Genomic DNA, 12,810 nt, shown 5'->3' with positions numbered 1-12,810 from the left:
CTCCACAATGATGATGCTGCGCTCCTAGCGTGGCGGATTTTGTGCGCTTCTGATGCACCTTAGACCGCCCTTGAGGCGGTTTTTCATTGGTCGATCCGCCTTGAGGGACATTCAACCTTCACAAGGATATGCCAATGAATGACACGACGACTTACATCACCACCTCGATTCCGTACGTCAACGCCGCACCGCATGTGGGTTTTGCGCTCGAACTCGTGCAGGCCGATGCCTATGCTCGCCATTCCCGACTTCTCGGCAAAGACGTTAGGTTCCAGTGCGGTACGGATGATAACAGCCTGAAAAACGTTCGCGCTGCGGAAGCCGCGAGACGCCCGGTTGCCGACTTCGTCGGCGAAAATGCAGACCGCTTCGAAGAGCTTGGCAAGCGCCTTCACATCTCAAACGATACGTTCGTTCGCACATCCATGGATTCAAGACATACCGCCTGCGTCCATTCCCTGTGGAACGCATGCGCCGAGAATGGCGATGTCTATAGAAAGGCCTATGAGGGCTTCTATTGCGTGGGCTGCGAGCAGTTCTACGACCTAGCGGATCTCGATGACGGCCGATGCCCGGAGCACGGTCTCCCGCTCGAAATCGTGAAGGAGGAAAACTGGTTCTTTCGCCTGTCTCGTTACGGCGGCCGTATCCTTCATCTGATCGAGACCGACGAATTGAACGTCGTTCCGGTGAGCCGGCGAAACGAGATACTCGCCTTGCTCCGGCGGGGACTCGAGGACATCAGTGTGTCGCGCAGTGCGGAAAGAGCACGCGGCTGGGGTGTTCCCGTGCCCGGCAGCAACGAAGTTATCTATGTCTGGTTTGATGCCCTGGCGAACTACCTGACAGGCCTTGGTTACGGCTCCGACGAGGCGCTGTTCCGCCAATTTTGGGCACGGCAAGGCGAGCGTACCCACTTCGTCGGAAAGGGAATTTCCAAGTTCCACGCAATTTACTGGCCGGCAATACTTCTGTCCGCTGGTGTACCACTGCCGTCATCGATCTTCGTTCACGGCTACCTGACGGTCGACGGGCGAAAGATCGGGAAATCGGCCGGCAACGGCATTAGTCCCGATAGCCTCGTAGAAAACTATCGAACTCCGGACGCACTACGCTATTACCTGCTACGCCATATCCGTTCGGCTGATGATGGGGATTTCTCCGCACAAAGGTTGGAGGCGGCATGGTCGGGAGAACTCGGCGGGCAGCTTGGGAATCTCGTCAATCGGGTTCTCGGATTACTGGCGTCGTCCTTCTCCGGCGTGACGCCAGCGGTTCCCGACACCGCGCTTGTCCGCGAAGCAGCCGATCTTGCCGGGAAAGTCCAAAATGCCTTCGACAACTACGAACTTCATCTCGGTCTGGCAGAAATCTTTTCCTATCTAGGGTCCGCGAACAGGGAGTTTACGCGAAAAGCACCTTGGTCTGATGCCAAGGCTTTGATCAGCGGGCTCGAGGAAACGGAGCGACAAATAGTCTCGGATCGCCTCGGGGCAGCTCTGGCAGAGCAGGTCTATGGGCTTGCGATCGTCGCTCGTTGTTTGCTCCCGTTTTTGCCGGAGGCCGCTTCCAGGATACATGCAAAGCTCGGAATCTCGCTCCCCGCACATTATAGTACCCCTCTTGTCGTCAGCGGAGCGAGGACGATTTCAGGAGAGATTCTCTTCCCGCGCCAAACAGTGGTGCAAGCCAGGTCGTGATGCAGCAGCCTTAGCACTTCCGAGGCGCACATGCGCCTTGCAAGGGCCATCCGAAACCGCTGTGGCGAAATATTTCGCCATAGCGGTTTTGCGGTCTTGCGTCAGTCAAGAACCTCAAGCCTCCAACGCACGGAGCAAGCTTTCCAGATTTCGCTCACCGTCCTTGGTCTGTGCGCCAGCCTTGAGCCCGCCCCGAATGAGCTTCTCGGCTGCAGGACGTTCGAAGAGCCCTGCCCAAGCGTCATGCTCGCGGCGAAAGCCTTCCCGCAGGTCTACGGGAGGCAGCGCCTTCCTGGCCGCGGCGATGACGCCTTCGGGCAAGGCGGCGATATCGCGCGCCAATCGGTTGACGAAGCCATCGAGTTCGGAGGCCGGAAGCGCCCGGTTGATCCATCCGTAACGCTCCGCCGTCGTCGCGTCCATGAGGTCAGCGCCGAGGATCACTTCAAGAGTCCGGCCGCGCGTCATCCGACTGGACAGGTATTGGGTGGCGCCACCGCCGGGCGTAATCCCCATCAGGGCCTCGCATTGAGCAAGCCCTGCCCGCCCTTCGGCGGCAAACACCATGTCGGCGGCTGCGACAAACTCCGCTCCGCCGCCGCGTGCCAGCCCGGCGAGTTTGACGATTGTCACCTGCGGCTGTTCCCGAAGAAGTTCGCCGAACGCCTGGAACGGATTGAGGTCTTCCGAAGCCTCGCGGGCAATCTCGTCGAAGGCATGCGGATCATCGATCAATGTCATATCGACATGGGCAATGAAGAACTCCGGATCGGCGCTCTGAAAAACCAGCACGCGGGTGTCCGGTTCATTACGAACGGAAAGGAGAAATCGGCGGATCTCGCTCATCAAGGGGACGTCGAGAACGTTTACCGGCGGATTGTCGATCGTGATCGTCGTAACGCCGTCTGCCCGGGAAATCCGAAGCCGGCTGAAATCAGTGTCTGTCATACGTAAAATCTCTATTCTCGGGAAACTCTGGCGCTGGTGTTTCGCGCCATTGACCTTAATGGTATTCATTGGATACCTGACGTCAATTACGCACCTGAAGCATCCCAGGGATGCCGGAGGATACCGATGAATGAGTCGACAAGTGAAAACGACCCGATCTATCGTGCCGACTGTCCGAGCCGGGTGATCCTCGACCAGATCGCCGACAAGTGGTCGATGATGGTGCTGGCGGTACTCAGCGAACCCCGGCGTTTCAACGCCATCAAGCGTCGCCTCGATGGCGTCACCCAACGCGTGCTGACACAGACGCTGCGCAAGCTGGAGCGCAACGGGATGGTAACACGTAGGGTTCTGGATGGACGCGTGCTCGGCGTCGAGTATGCGCTGACGCCACTCGGCCGATCGCTGCAAGGGCCGTTCTCGATCCTGTTCGACTGGACTGTCGAGAACATCGACGTGATTCAGGACTGCCAGCGCAGCTATGACGCGCGCGAAGATCGCGCCGCGACCTGAACGGCGATTCGCGGAGATACCAATATTGCACGCCAGCGCGCGAGTTGGATGACCTGCCCTCGTGCGAGATTCTCGGCTTATTTAGACGCCTGGCAACCTTCAGACCACCGCATTGCCCCCGCGGAATTTGGAAATTGCTTTTTGTGCCGGGGATTTAGCGACTAATCGCAGTGTTCTTGCGTACAGGATCGTAGCTTTGAGTAGCGTGGCGTGCTGTCGAGTGGTTGCGGGGGCTCGCAACACCCTTTCTTGCGATTAGTTGAACAGACAATTCCCACGCTCGCCGCGTAGCAGACCTCAAAGGACAATCTTGCTGTAGGAATGATGCCTCGCGGACCGTCGCGAGCGGAAGGGCGAGTTCGGGACGTCGGTGGCCCATATCTCGGGTAGAACGCTTTAGTCCGAAGATGAAGCCTCGTTCTCTTTGAGGTCGGTGTCATTCATCGGTGGGTAGCACGATCTGACCAAACTCCCGCGACGATCGGCCTCGCTCAACCAACCCGGCCGGCCCAATCCCATCAGACACTATCAGCCGATCATGGTATAAGACCCGCCTTCCGATAGGCTCGGATCGTCCGGTCATAGATGGCGATGTCCCGGCAACCACGCGCGACGAGTTGAGCCCCTTCGATCGCAGCAAAGATGGCCATCGCGTGTTCGCGCAGGTCCTGCTCGCTTTGCGAAGGCTTTGCCCATGAGAGCACCCTGGCAAGCCAGTCAACGTTCATCTCGGCGAATTTATCGACCTCGGTCCGGACCTCCGCAGGAAGGTCGTCAAGTTCCGCGCTCATGATGCCGCACAGGCACATGCGGTTGTCGTTGGCCAGGGCAGAGCGAAAGATCTCAGCGTATCTGTCCATGCACCAAGCCGCGTCCACAGACGTCGCTAGTAGCTCCGCCAGAAAAGCCGCGCCTTCCTCGGTATAGCGACGCGCCAATGCAGCGCCCAGGTCACCCTTAGTCGGGAAGTGGTAGTGCACGCTGGCACTTTTGATCCCGACCTCTTTCGCGAGTTCGCGAAAGCTGAGCGCATTGTAGCCATGCGACTGCACCGTCGCTCTTGCAGCCGCCATGACCGCCTCGCGCATATCCGTCTTGGTTTTTGCCATCATCGCTCCGCACCTATCACTCGATAGATAGTTGTTGACGCCGGAAAAGGGAAGAGCTAAATAGCGCCAGCAATCTATCTATCGATAGACAGACAAGGAGTCTCCCATGAAAATCTTCGATCGCCCCGGCTTTCCCAATCCGGCCCGCATCCGCATCGTGCTTGCCGAGAAGGGCCTTGAACCGCAGGTCGAGTTTGTCTCGGTCGACCTCATCGCCGCCGAACATAAGCAACCCGCCTTCCTCGAAAAGAACCCCTCCGGCGTGCTGCCGGCTCTCCAGCTCGACGATGGCACCTACATCAGTGAGGCCACCGCCATCACTGAATATCTCGACAATCTTGACGGCGATCCGCGGCTCACCGGCAAGACGCCGAAGCAAAAGGCCGTCATCCACATGATGCAGAAGCGGGCCGAGACCGAGCTGCTCGATGCAGTCGGCAATTACTTCCACCACGCAACGCCGGGTCTGGGCGCCGAGTTGCAGGTGTTCAAGAGCCCTGAATGGGCTGGCCGCCAGGAATGGGGCAACCGCCAGCGTGATAAGGCGCTCGCCGGCATGAAGTATTTCGACGCGGTGTTGCAGGACAGTTCATTCGTCGCCGGCGATGCATTCTCGATGGCCGACATCACTGTGTTTGCCGGGCTGATGTTCGCGGATGCAGCCGGCATTGCCATCCCTGAAGACCATTCCGCGCTTCATTCCTGGCGCGCAAAGGTCTCTGATCTGCCGAGCGTCAAAAACCGGAGCGGCCAGATGTTCGTCACTCAGGATCTGCGCAGGCTCGGCTTCTAATCCACGCGAAAGCGGTTCGAACACCGCCGGACGCGTCAATCAACATTCGCCACTTACGCTGTCCAGGCAGCATATTCTTCATGGAGTTTACTCATGTCTACGATTACGACACCCGACAACGCTTTCCGGCGCAACCTGTTGAAAGGGGCCGCCATCGCCGGCATCGGACTGGCGGCGGCCGGTGCCGCCGCAACCCCGGTGGCAGCAAAATCACCCGCGTCAGCCCGTGCCGGCAAGCCGACGGGCGATCATCTCGTCACGAAAGACGGCACCAGCCTTTACTACAAGGACTGGGGCACCGGGCCGGCCGTGGTGTTCAGCCATGGCTATCCGCTTTCATCCGACGCGTGGGAGGACCAGATGTTCTTCCTGCTGCAGAACGGCTATCGCGTTATCGCCCACGATCGTCGGGGCTTTGGGCGCTCGAGCCAGCCATCCAGCGGCTACGACTACGACACCTTCGCCGACGACCTTAACCAGTTGGTCGAGGCGCTCGATCTGCGCGAGGCGACCTTCGTCGGCCACTCGATGGGCGGTGGCGAGGTCGCACGCTATGTCGCGCGTCACGGCCAGAGGCGCGTCGCCAAGGTCGCCTTCGTCTCCTCGGTAACGCCCTTCCTGCTCAAGACCGCGAACCCGAACGGTGCGCCGAAGGAGCAGTTCGATACGTTCCGCGCAGCCGTGCAGGCAAACCGGTCGCAGTGGAATCTCGACGTCACAATGCCGTACTACAGCTTCAATCGTCCGGGGGCACACGTCTCGGAAGGCCTGCGGGAGAGCTACTGGCGGCAGGGGCAGGCCACCGGCTTTCTTGCCGCCTACCATGCGCTTGGCGCCTTCTCGGAAACGGATTTCCGCGATGACCTGAAGAAGATCACCGTGCCGGCGCTGGTGGTCCACGGCAGTGACGATCAGATCGTACCGCTGGAGATCTCCGCGAAGTTGACCGCCGGGCTCGTTCCTCACGCCAAGCTCATCGTTTACGAAGGCGGCTCGCATGGATTGCTGCATGTGGACAAGGACCGCTTGAACGCCGACCTGCTGGCGTTCCTTCGCGGTTGACGCTCCATCGTCCAAAAGGCCGGGGGCCGGACGTAGCCTGGCTCCCGGCGACTTTGAGCGCCCTCGCACCGTTCTCCAACGAGACGGCGCGACGATCGGTTCAGAGCCGATCGGGTAGAATAAGACCTGACACGAGACATCCGGTCGCCGTCGCGGGGGCATTCCCCGGGGCGACGGGAGTCTTACTGTGAACGAATCCGATCCTGGCAAATCAGGATGTCGCGATCTCGTTGACCGACGCGTCGTAAAAGAGATCGTCACCAAACTCCTGCCCGACGATGCCCCCCAGTCCTGCCGACAGTGACACCGCGGCGTCCAAAGGCGCAAACGTCATCGTCACGCGCCGCACCAGCCCGGCCTCGTCGCGCTCGATGACGCCCACCGCTTCCAGATCGAGGCCGGTGCGAAGTGTTGCCTGATATTGCACGAAATGGCGCTGACCGATCGCACCATAGAAAGTGGGCGTCTGCGAGGCATAGAGCGTGCCGACGACTTCGACCAGGCGCTTGACGTTGTCCCGACCCGAAACCGGACGGCGCATAACCGTCCCTCTTAGTTCGGCGTCATCGGCAAGATCATCCAGGAATGGGTGCTTTTCTCCGTTGCTGCTCGACATGTCGTTTCTCCGGATGGCGTGATTCCTGGGGTGGCCGCGTGAGCGCGATCCAAACTCAACTCCGACATTGCGGAACATAGTGTGTAATTGCACTCCAAGCAATGAACCTTGGAACCGGATTGTGCCGAGTCTGGCACGTGTCGGTCGATCGCCGAGGTTCGGACTTGACACTGTGCAATTGCACATTTAGATATACCCCATGCCGACACCCACTGGTCCCCATCTCTGTTACGCCCTCGCTGCCCGCCAGAACGCGCGGCATCTGAGCCGTCTTTATGACAATCATCTGGCACCTGCCGGTCTGTCGGTTTCGCAGTTCTCGATTCTGTCGCTGCTGGAAGACTACGTGTCTCTGAAGATTACCAGTCTGGCCCAGATGCTGAGTATGGAGCGCACGACGCTTGTCCGCGCGCTGAAGCCGCTGCAGGCGGCCGGATGGGTTGTGGCCGGTAGAGCCGATAGCGGCCGCTCCTTCGATGTCACGCTTTCCCCCTCCGGCGTCGCAAAGGTGGCGGAGGCCGTTCCCCTTTGGGAAAACGCCCAGGCCGCATTTGAGCGGGAGGTCGGACAAGACCGCGCCGTGCGCATGCGCGATGAAATCCTGGAGCTGAACCTCGGGGGGTAGCTCCCTTTTTTTACCCAAAAGTGTGTAATTACACATCTTATGATGCAGCCATAAACAAGGAGATGAAAATGACCGACAAGTTCCTCGTTACCGGCGCGACCGGTGAGACCGGCCGCTACACAGTCCAACGCCTGCTCGAAAAAGGCCATGCCGTCCGCGCGATGGTTCATAAGGAGGACGAGCGCGCCGACGCGCTTCGCGGCGAAGGGGCCGAGGTCGTGGTTGGCGACCTTTTCGAGCATGATGACGCGATCCGCGCCGCAGCCGGCACCACCGCCGCCTATTTCTGCTATCCCGTCCGTCCAGGCATCATCCAGACGACGGCATATTTCGCCGATGCGGCCAAGCGTGCCGGGCTGAAGGCCGTTATCAACATGTCGCAGATCTCGGCGCGCGAAGACTCCAAGAGCCATGCAGCGCGCGATCACTGGATCGCCGAGCAGATCTTCGACTGGTCGGGTGTTCCCACCATCCACCTGCGACCGACCTTCTTCTCGCAATGGCTGCTCTACCCGTTTGCACGCAAGACGATCGTCGAGCAGAGTATCATCGACCTGCCCTATGGCGCTGGTCGCCATGCCCCGATCGCGGCCGAGGACCAGGCCCGCCTGATCGCCGCGCTGCTGGCCGAGCCGGCCGACCATATCGGCAAGACCTACAGGCTCCATGGGCCGACCGAACTCGACCAGCCGGGCATCGCTGCGGCCATCAGCGAGGTGCTCGGCCGCAAGATCGGCTATCAGCCGCTGACCATCCCCGCCTATCGCGAGCGACTCGAAAAGTTCGGCTTGCCCGAGTTTCTGATCCAGCATTTTTGCGCGATTGCCGTCGACTATCAGAATGGAATCTTCTCAGGCGCCGACAAGATCATCGCCGAAGTAACGGGCGTGCCGCCGATGACCGTTCAGGACTTCGTCACGTCGCACCGGGCCGCCTTCAATAGTCTCGACGCGGCGGCGTGAAGCCGCTCTGGTTCAATCGCCGTTGAGCCTTCCCGGCGTGAATCTTCGCCTGAGGCGAGGAAGCCGAAGCGCTTCTCGTCCGACTACCATCTGATCGCCCGTCCAACGGTGCATCTGCATCACCGAGCCGAAGGCACCGGCTCCATCCAACAAGCCAGTGGCGGCGCGATGAAAGCGCTGTCCAAGCAACCTTCCAGGAAAAGCAAGTTGAACATCGACCTTTCCGGTAAAGTCGCCCTCGTTACAGGATCGACCGAAGGAATCGGATTTGCCATTGCCCGCGGGCTCCACCAGGCCGGTGCAGAAATGATTATCAACGGCCGCACCCAGCAAAAGGTCGATGCGGCGGTGACGCACCTCAGCAGCCGTGTCCGTGGTCATGCGCTCGACCTCCCTGGCGCCGAGGGATGTGACGCCATGATCCGAGCCGAACCCCGAGCCCGACATTGTCGTCAGTAACCTCGGCATCTTTCCTGACTGAGCGACTAATGATCGCGGCTGGAGAAAACGGGGGAGCACCAGATCGTAGAGGAGAGTAGTTGCGGGGGGCGCACGACGGAACGGGAAGCCCACCGCCCGTCGAATACACATGTCGACGCAAAAACCTGGTTTGGGTTCAATAAAATGGGTGACGCCAGTCACTCCGGGTCAATACTCGGTGCAAGAAGATCAGAATGAGTTGGAATTGGCATGAGATCGGCAAGCAGAGCGGCAGCCTTATACGCTGGTCTCATCCACCGGCCTAGTCCTGATTGGCAACCACCGGCAATGTGCCTTCGTCCGGAACGCGCGCTTCGGTCTGCCGGGCGGCAGAGACGAGGCGGCGCTGTGCACGGATCGCGTTCCATTGTTGGTCGATCAGGACGCCAATAAGGATCACGCCACCCATCACGGCGAAATTCAGCGATGAGGGGATGCCGAGCAGATTCACGAGGTTCTGCAACTCCTGGAGCAGGACCGTTCCGAGCACGACGCCAACGATCGATCCCTCGCCACCGCGGAGCGAAAAGCCGCCGAGTACGGCAGCGGCAATCGCATAGAGTTCATAGAACTGGCCATGGCTGGCCGGCGAGATCGAGCGTGTGTACATGGCGAAATAGATCGCCGAAAGCGCCGTAAGCAGTCCGCAGATGACATAGGCCGACATCACCATCCGGCCGGTGCGGATACCGGAATAGCGGGCGGCCTCCTCGTTCTTGCCGATCGCGTAAAGATAACGCCCAAAGACAGAGCGATGCAGCACCACCCACATGACCACGGAAATGACGACGAGCGCAATGAAGGTGTTGGGAACGCCGTAGAACCGTCCGGCGGTCAGAAATTCAAGGTCTGGGAAATTTTGGCCGAACGCAAAACCCGCCGTTCCGTCGGCCGTATAGAAGCGCGCCGCCCCGCGATAGATAAGGAGGCCGCAGAGAGTGACGACGAAGGGTTGCAGGTTCAGCCGGGTGATCAGCCAGCCGTGAATGGCACCTATGGCCGCGCCGAGCACTAGAATGAGTGGTAGCGCCAGCAGCCATGACATATCCTGGACCGCGACGAAATCGACAAACAGTACGCCAAGAAGCGCTACGAGCGAGCCCACGGAAAGTTCGATACCGCCTGTAATGATGACGTAGGCCTGGCCGATCGACAGGATGCCGAACAGGCCGATCAGGTTGGCGGTATTCGCCAGGTTGATTGGCAGCAGGAAGCGCGGATTGATGATGGCGACGACGATGCCGACGACGACGATCAAAAGCAGCAGTCCAAGATCTTTTTTGATCATTCGAGATCCATTCCCCGATACCTAATTATATCGCCGCAGCGGCTATTTTACGCCTTTGCCGACAGCAAGCAAAAGGACGCTTTCCTGACTGAATTCGTCCTCATCGAGAATGCCGGCGATCTGGCCCTCATGCATGACGGCAATGCGGTCAGAAACGCCGATCACTTCTTCCATGTCGCTGGAGATCATCAGGATCGCGACACCGGCATCGGCAAGCGCCCGCATAAGGCCGTAGATCTCGTTCTTCGCGCCGATATCGATGCCGCGTGTCGGCTCGTCGAAGATCATCACCTTCGGGCTCATCGACAACCATTTGGCAAGCACCACCTTCTGCTGGTTGCCGCCAGACAGAGTGCCGGTTCGAGTCGAAACGGAGGGCGTCTTGATGCCGAGGCGAACGCGCTGCTTTTCGGCCGCCGCCGTCTCCCGCTCGGCGGAAAGCATGAAGCGGCTGGCGAGCATGGGGAGATCTGCAAGGGTTATGTTCTGGGCGATCGGGAAATCAAGAAGAATGCCGTTGCGCTTGCGATCCTCCGGCACCAGGAAAATGCCGCGAGCAACGGCGTCCCGCGCGGAACGCAGCACAATTTCCTGTCGGTCCTGCAGAACGGCTCCGCCGTAACTCCGGTCGATGCCGAAGAGTACCCTTGCGAGCTCGGTGCGGCCCGACCCGACGAGGCCCGCAAGCCCCATGATTTCTCCATACCTGATTTCAAGATCGACGGGGCGGCCAGGATAGGCCGCGGTGCGCACGCCGCTTGCCTTCAGCGCAACCGAGCCGGGCAAGCGCTGTGGCTTTGCAGTACGGGCCGCAAGCACCCGGCCGATCATCAGCTTGACCATTTGGTCGTGGCCGATGTCCTTCTTGGCGAGCGTACCCACAAGCGCGCCGTCGCGGAGTACCACGACCCGGTCGGCCACGCGCTCAACCTCGTGGAGACGATGCGAGATGAAAATAACACTGATGCCATCCGCCTTCAGCAATTTGATGATGCTGAGCAGCCGCTCGGTTTCCGCCAGCGGAAGGCTGGAAGTGGGTTCGTCGAAGATTACGAGCCTCGCGTTGATAGACAGCGCCTTGGCGATTTCCACCATCTGCTGCTCAGCAAGCGAAAGCGACGCCATGGGTGTGTCGGCGGAAAAATGCGCGCCCACGCGCTTCAAGAGCGGCTTCACCATGTCCCTTAGTCGATCGCGATCGACGAGCTTAAAAGGTCCCGCCTTCAGCGGTTCGCGCCCTAGGAAGATATTGGCGGCAACGTCGAGATTCTCAAAGAGGTTGAGTTCCTGATGCACGAAGGCGATGCCGGACGAGATGCTCGATTCCACAGTGAGGAAACGAAGCTCTGCCCCGTCGAGCAGGATCTTGCCTCGGTCGGGTGCGATCACGCCGCCGAGAATCTTCATCAGCGTCGATTTTCCAGCCCCGTTCTCGCCGACAAGGCCGATGACCTCGCCAGGCACGATGTCCATTGAGAGGCCCTCGAGTGCAACGACGCCGGGATAGGTCTTGCCAACTCCGGAAAGCGAAAGGAACGGCGTTGAGGGCGCGTCCGATGACGGAATGTCGGAGCTATGATTCATCGCCTGTCCATGACTGCTAATACTGTTGGCGTGATCCCTTCGCGGCAGCGGCGAGTGCCGCCGCCGCGAAGGCGGGTTATTTTCCAGTCATGGCCTTCAGGTTGGCGGCATACTTGTCAACGTCATCCTTGCCGATGATCACCGTGGGGATAATGATCAAGCCGTTGGCGGGAACGCCGGACTTGTCCCCCTTGAGGTAGGCGGCCATCAGTTTCATGCCCTGATAGGCCCATTCGAACGGCTGCTGTACGACGGTTGCGGCGATCGTGCCTTCCTTGACGCCGCCGAGCGTGATCGGGTCATCATCAAAACCGACGACGGTGATCTGGCCGAGTTTGCCTGCGTCGCGCAGCGCCTCATAGATGCGCGGGGTGTTGTAGGAGTAGAAGCCGACCATGCAGGTCAGGTCGGGGCTGGCTACCAGCGCGTCCTCGACGTTCTTCTTGGCACGGGTCTGGTCGATGTCGTCACCGCGAACATCGACAAGCTCGATCTTGGTGCCCTTGAGCCCCTCCTTCATGCCTTCGATGCGTTCGCGGGCGTTATCGGCGCCCAGCAGACCGACGAAGCCCATGCACTTGCCGCCATCCGGCATCGCCTTCTTGGCGATTTCGGCGGCCTGCTTGCCGGCGTCGACGTTCGAAGAACCGATATAGGCGACGCGGTTGGTCTTCGGCGCGTCGCTGTCGGTGGTGAAGAGAGCCGTCTGCGAGCCGATCTTGTTGAGGCCGTCCGTCTGGGTCTTGGGATCGACGGCGGAAACCATGATCCCCTTGACGCCGGCGCTGACGAGATCTTCCATGAGACGCTGCTGAATGGCGACAGCCGCCTGCTCAGGATACTTCAGCTCCATGGTGTAGTCCGGCATTTCGCCCTGCGCCTTTTTCACCCCCGCCTCGGCGGCTTTCCAGAAGTCGGACGCCCCGTTGACGACGAATGCGAGCGTCGGCTTGTCGGCAGCATGGGATGTAGCTATCGGTGCCACACTCAGCATCAATCCGGCGAAGAGCAAGGCTGCATTTTTGCGTTTCAGCTGTTTCATAATACACCTCCCGAGGGCCGCAGTTGCGAGGGCCCATTCGCGACTTACGGCCGGCCGGATGCGCGCCCCCTCCAAGGGCCCGTCGCGA

The 12,810-nt window shown here is 60.0% G+C and carries 12 protein-coding genes and 1 pseudogene; 7 read left to right on the top strand and 6 right to left on the bottom strand.

All coding sequences use genetic code 11. The features are described 5' to 3' along the window. The first annotated feature begins 134 nt into the window (after positions 1 to 134). Entirely contained in the window at positions 135 to 1,700 is a 1,566-nt protein-coding gene (gene metG, locus LPU83_RS68930) for a methionine--tRNA ligase (protein ID WP_024315123.1), read from the top strand. Between the two features lie 114 nt (positions 1,701 to 1,814). Here the strand turns inward: metG and LPU83_RS68925 are convergent, their stop codons facing one another. Beyond that, positions 1,815 to 2,648: an enoyl-CoA hydratase/isomerase family protein gene (locus tag LPU83_RS68925; RefSeq protein ID WP_024315122.1), complete on the bottom strand. Its 834-nt coding sequence runs from the start codon at positions 2,646 to 2,648 to the stop codon at positions 1,815 to 1,817. Positions 2,649 to 2,774: 126 nt separating this feature from the next. On the opposite strand from LPU83_RS68925, the gene LPU83_RS68920 reads away from it, so the two are divergent. After that, a complete protein-coding gene (locus LPU83_RS68920; RefSeq protein ID WP_024315121.1) occupies positions 2,775 to 3,161 on the top strand; it encodes a winged helix-turn-helix transcriptional regulator in 387 nt (128 codons plus the stop codon). Between the two features lie 536 nt (positions 3,162 to 3,697). On the opposite strand, the gene LPU83_RS68915 is transcribed toward LPU83_RS68920, so the two are convergent. After that, positions 3,698 to 4,273, bottom strand: coding sequence for a TetR/AcrR family transcriptional regulator (locus LPU83_RS68915; protein ID WP_029710042.1), 576 nt, complete (start codon positions 4,271 to 4,273; stop codon positions 3,698 to 3,700). A gap of 103 nt (positions 4,274 to 4,376) precedes the next feature. Between LPU83_RS68915 and LPU83_RS68910 the strand changes: the two genes are divergently transcribed. Together LPU83_RS68910 and LPU83_RS68905 are read left to right on the top strand one after the other, a co-directional pair. Beyond that, positions 4,377 to 5,063 carry a glutathione S-transferase family protein gene (locus LPU83_RS68910; protein WP_024315119.1) on the top strand — a complete coding sequence of 229 codons (687 nt, stop codon included), beginning with the start codon at positions 4,377 to 4,379 and terminating at the stop codon, positions 5,061 to 5,063. A gap of 93 nt (positions 5,064 to 5,156) precedes the next feature. Further along, on the top strand, positions 5,157 to 6,125 hold the full coding sequence (locus LPU83_RS68905) for an alpha/beta fold hydrolase (protein WP_024315118.1): 969 nt from the start codon (positions 5,157 to 5,159) through the stop codon (positions 6,123 to 6,125). A 211-nt stretch (positions 6,126 to 6,336) separates the two neighbouring features. Here the strand turns inward: LPU83_RS68905 and LPU83_RS68900 are convergent, their stop codons facing one another. After that, positions 6,337 to 6,741, bottom strand: a complete 405-nt coding sequence (locus LPU83_RS68900; protein WP_024315117.1) for a hypothetical protein — start codon at positions 6,739 to 6,741, stop codon at positions 6,337 to 6,339. Between the two features lie 199 nt (positions 6,742 to 6,940). Here LPU83_RS68900 and LPU83_RS68895 point away from each other — a divergent pair, with 199 nt between their 5' ends. The 3 genes and pseudogenes from LPU83_RS68895 to LPU83_RS68885 all read left to right on the top strand — a co-directional run. Continuing rightward, on the top strand, positions 6,941 to 7,366 hold the full coding sequence (locus LPU83_RS68895; RefSeq protein WP_024315116.1) for a MarR family winged helix-turn-helix transcriptional regulator: 426 nt from the start codon (positions 6,941 to 6,943) through the stop codon (positions 7,364 to 7,366). A 68-nt stretch (positions 7,367 to 7,434) separates the two neighbouring features. Further along, positions 7,435 to 8,328 (top strand): NmrA family NAD(P)-binding protein, encoded by an 894-nt coding sequence (locus LPU83_RS68890; RefSeq protein ID WP_024315115.1) that lies wholly within the window; start codon positions 7,435 to 7,437, stop codon positions 8,326 to 8,328. A gap of 207 nt (positions 8,329 to 8,535) precedes the next feature. Continuing rightward, a pseudogene (locus LPU83_RS68885) lies at positions 8,536 to 8,800 on the top strand (SDR family NAD(P)-dependent oxidoreductase); the annotation flags it as partial. A gap of 270 nt (positions 8,801 to 9,070) precedes the next feature. Here the strand turns inward: LPU83_RS68885 and LPU83_RS68880 are convergent. From LPU83_RS68880 to LPU83_RS68870, 3 genes are all read right to left on the bottom strand, one after another. Beyond that, complete coding sequence (locus LPU83_RS68880) at positions 9,071 to 10,096, bottom strand: ABC transporter permease (protein ID WP_024315113.1); 1,026 nt, start codon at positions 10,094 to 10,096, stop codon at positions 9,071 to 9,073. A 42-nt stretch (positions 10,097 to 10,138) separates the two neighbouring features. Beyond that, on the bottom strand, positions 10,139 to 11,680 hold the full coding sequence (locus tag LPU83_RS68875; protein ID WP_024315112.1) for a sugar ABC transporter ATP-binding protein: 1,542 nt from the start codon (positions 11,678 to 11,680) through the stop codon (positions 10,139 to 10,141). A 76-nt stretch (positions 11,681 to 11,756) separates the two neighbouring features. Continuing rightward, positions 11,757 to 12,722 (bottom strand): sugar-binding protein, encoded by a 966-nt coding sequence (locus LPU83_RS68870; RefSeq protein WP_024315111.1) that lies wholly within the window; start codon positions 12,720 to 12,722, stop codon positions 11,757 to 11,759. Positions 12,723 to 12,810: the final 88 nt, after the last annotated feature.

This window comes from Rhizobium favelukesii (assembly GCF_000577275.2).
GTDB lineage: Bacteria > Pseudomonadota > Alphaproteobacteria > Rhizobiales > Rhizobiaceae > Rhizobium > Rhizobium favelukesii.
Note: the sequence above shows the minus strand (reverse complement) of the source record. Positions and strands in the feature narration are given on the sequence as shown.

Bases quoted from the DNA above. Each gene is read 5' to 3' on its own strand.
- metG (WP_024315123.1), top strand. From the start codon at position 135: ATGAATGACACGACGACTTACATCACCACCTCGATTCCGTACGTCAAC.
- LPU83_RS68925 (WP_024315122.1), bottom strand. From the start codon at position 2,648: ATGACAGACACTGATTTCAGCCGGCTTCGGATTTCCCGGGCAGACGGC.
- LPU83_RS68920 (WP_024315121.1), top strand. From the start codon at position 2,775: ATGAATGAGTCGACAAGTGAAAACGACCCGATCTATCGTGCCGACTGT.
- LPU83_RS68915 (WP_029710042.1), bottom strand. From the start codon at position 4,273: ATGATGGCAAAAACCAAGACGGATATGCGCGAGGCGGTCATGGCGGCT.
- LPU83_RS68910 (WP_024315119.1), top strand. From the start codon at position 4,377: ATGAAAATCTTCGATCGCCCCGGCTTTCCCAATCCGGCCCGCATCCGC.
- LPU83_RS68905 (WP_024315118.1), top strand. From the start codon at position 5,157: ATGTCTACGATTACGACACCCGACAACGCTTTCCGGCGCAACCTGTTG.
- LPU83_RS68900 (WP_024315117.1), bottom strand. From the start codon at position 6,741: ATGTCGAGCAGCAACGGAGAAAAGCACCCATTCCTGGATGATCTTGCC.
- LPU83_RS68895 (WP_024315116.1), top strand. From the start codon at position 6,941: ATGCCGACACCCACTGGTCCCCATCTCTGTTACGCCCTCGCTGCCCGC.
- LPU83_RS68890 (WP_024315115.1), top strand. From the start codon at position 7,435: ATGACCGACAAGTTCCTCGTTACCGGCGCGACCGGTGAGACCGGCCGC.
- LPU83_RS68880 (WP_024315113.1), bottom strand. From the start codon at position 10,096: ATGATCAAAAAAGATCTTGGACTGCTGCTTTTGATCGTCGTCGTCGGC.
- LPU83_RS68875 (WP_024315112.1), bottom strand. From the start codon at position 11,680: ATGAATCATAGCTCCGACATTCCGTCATCGGACGCGCCCTCAACGCCG.
- LPU83_RS68870 (WP_024315111.1), bottom strand. From the start codon at position 12,722: ATGAAACAGCTGAAACGCAAAAATGCAGCCTTGCTCTTCGCCGGATTG.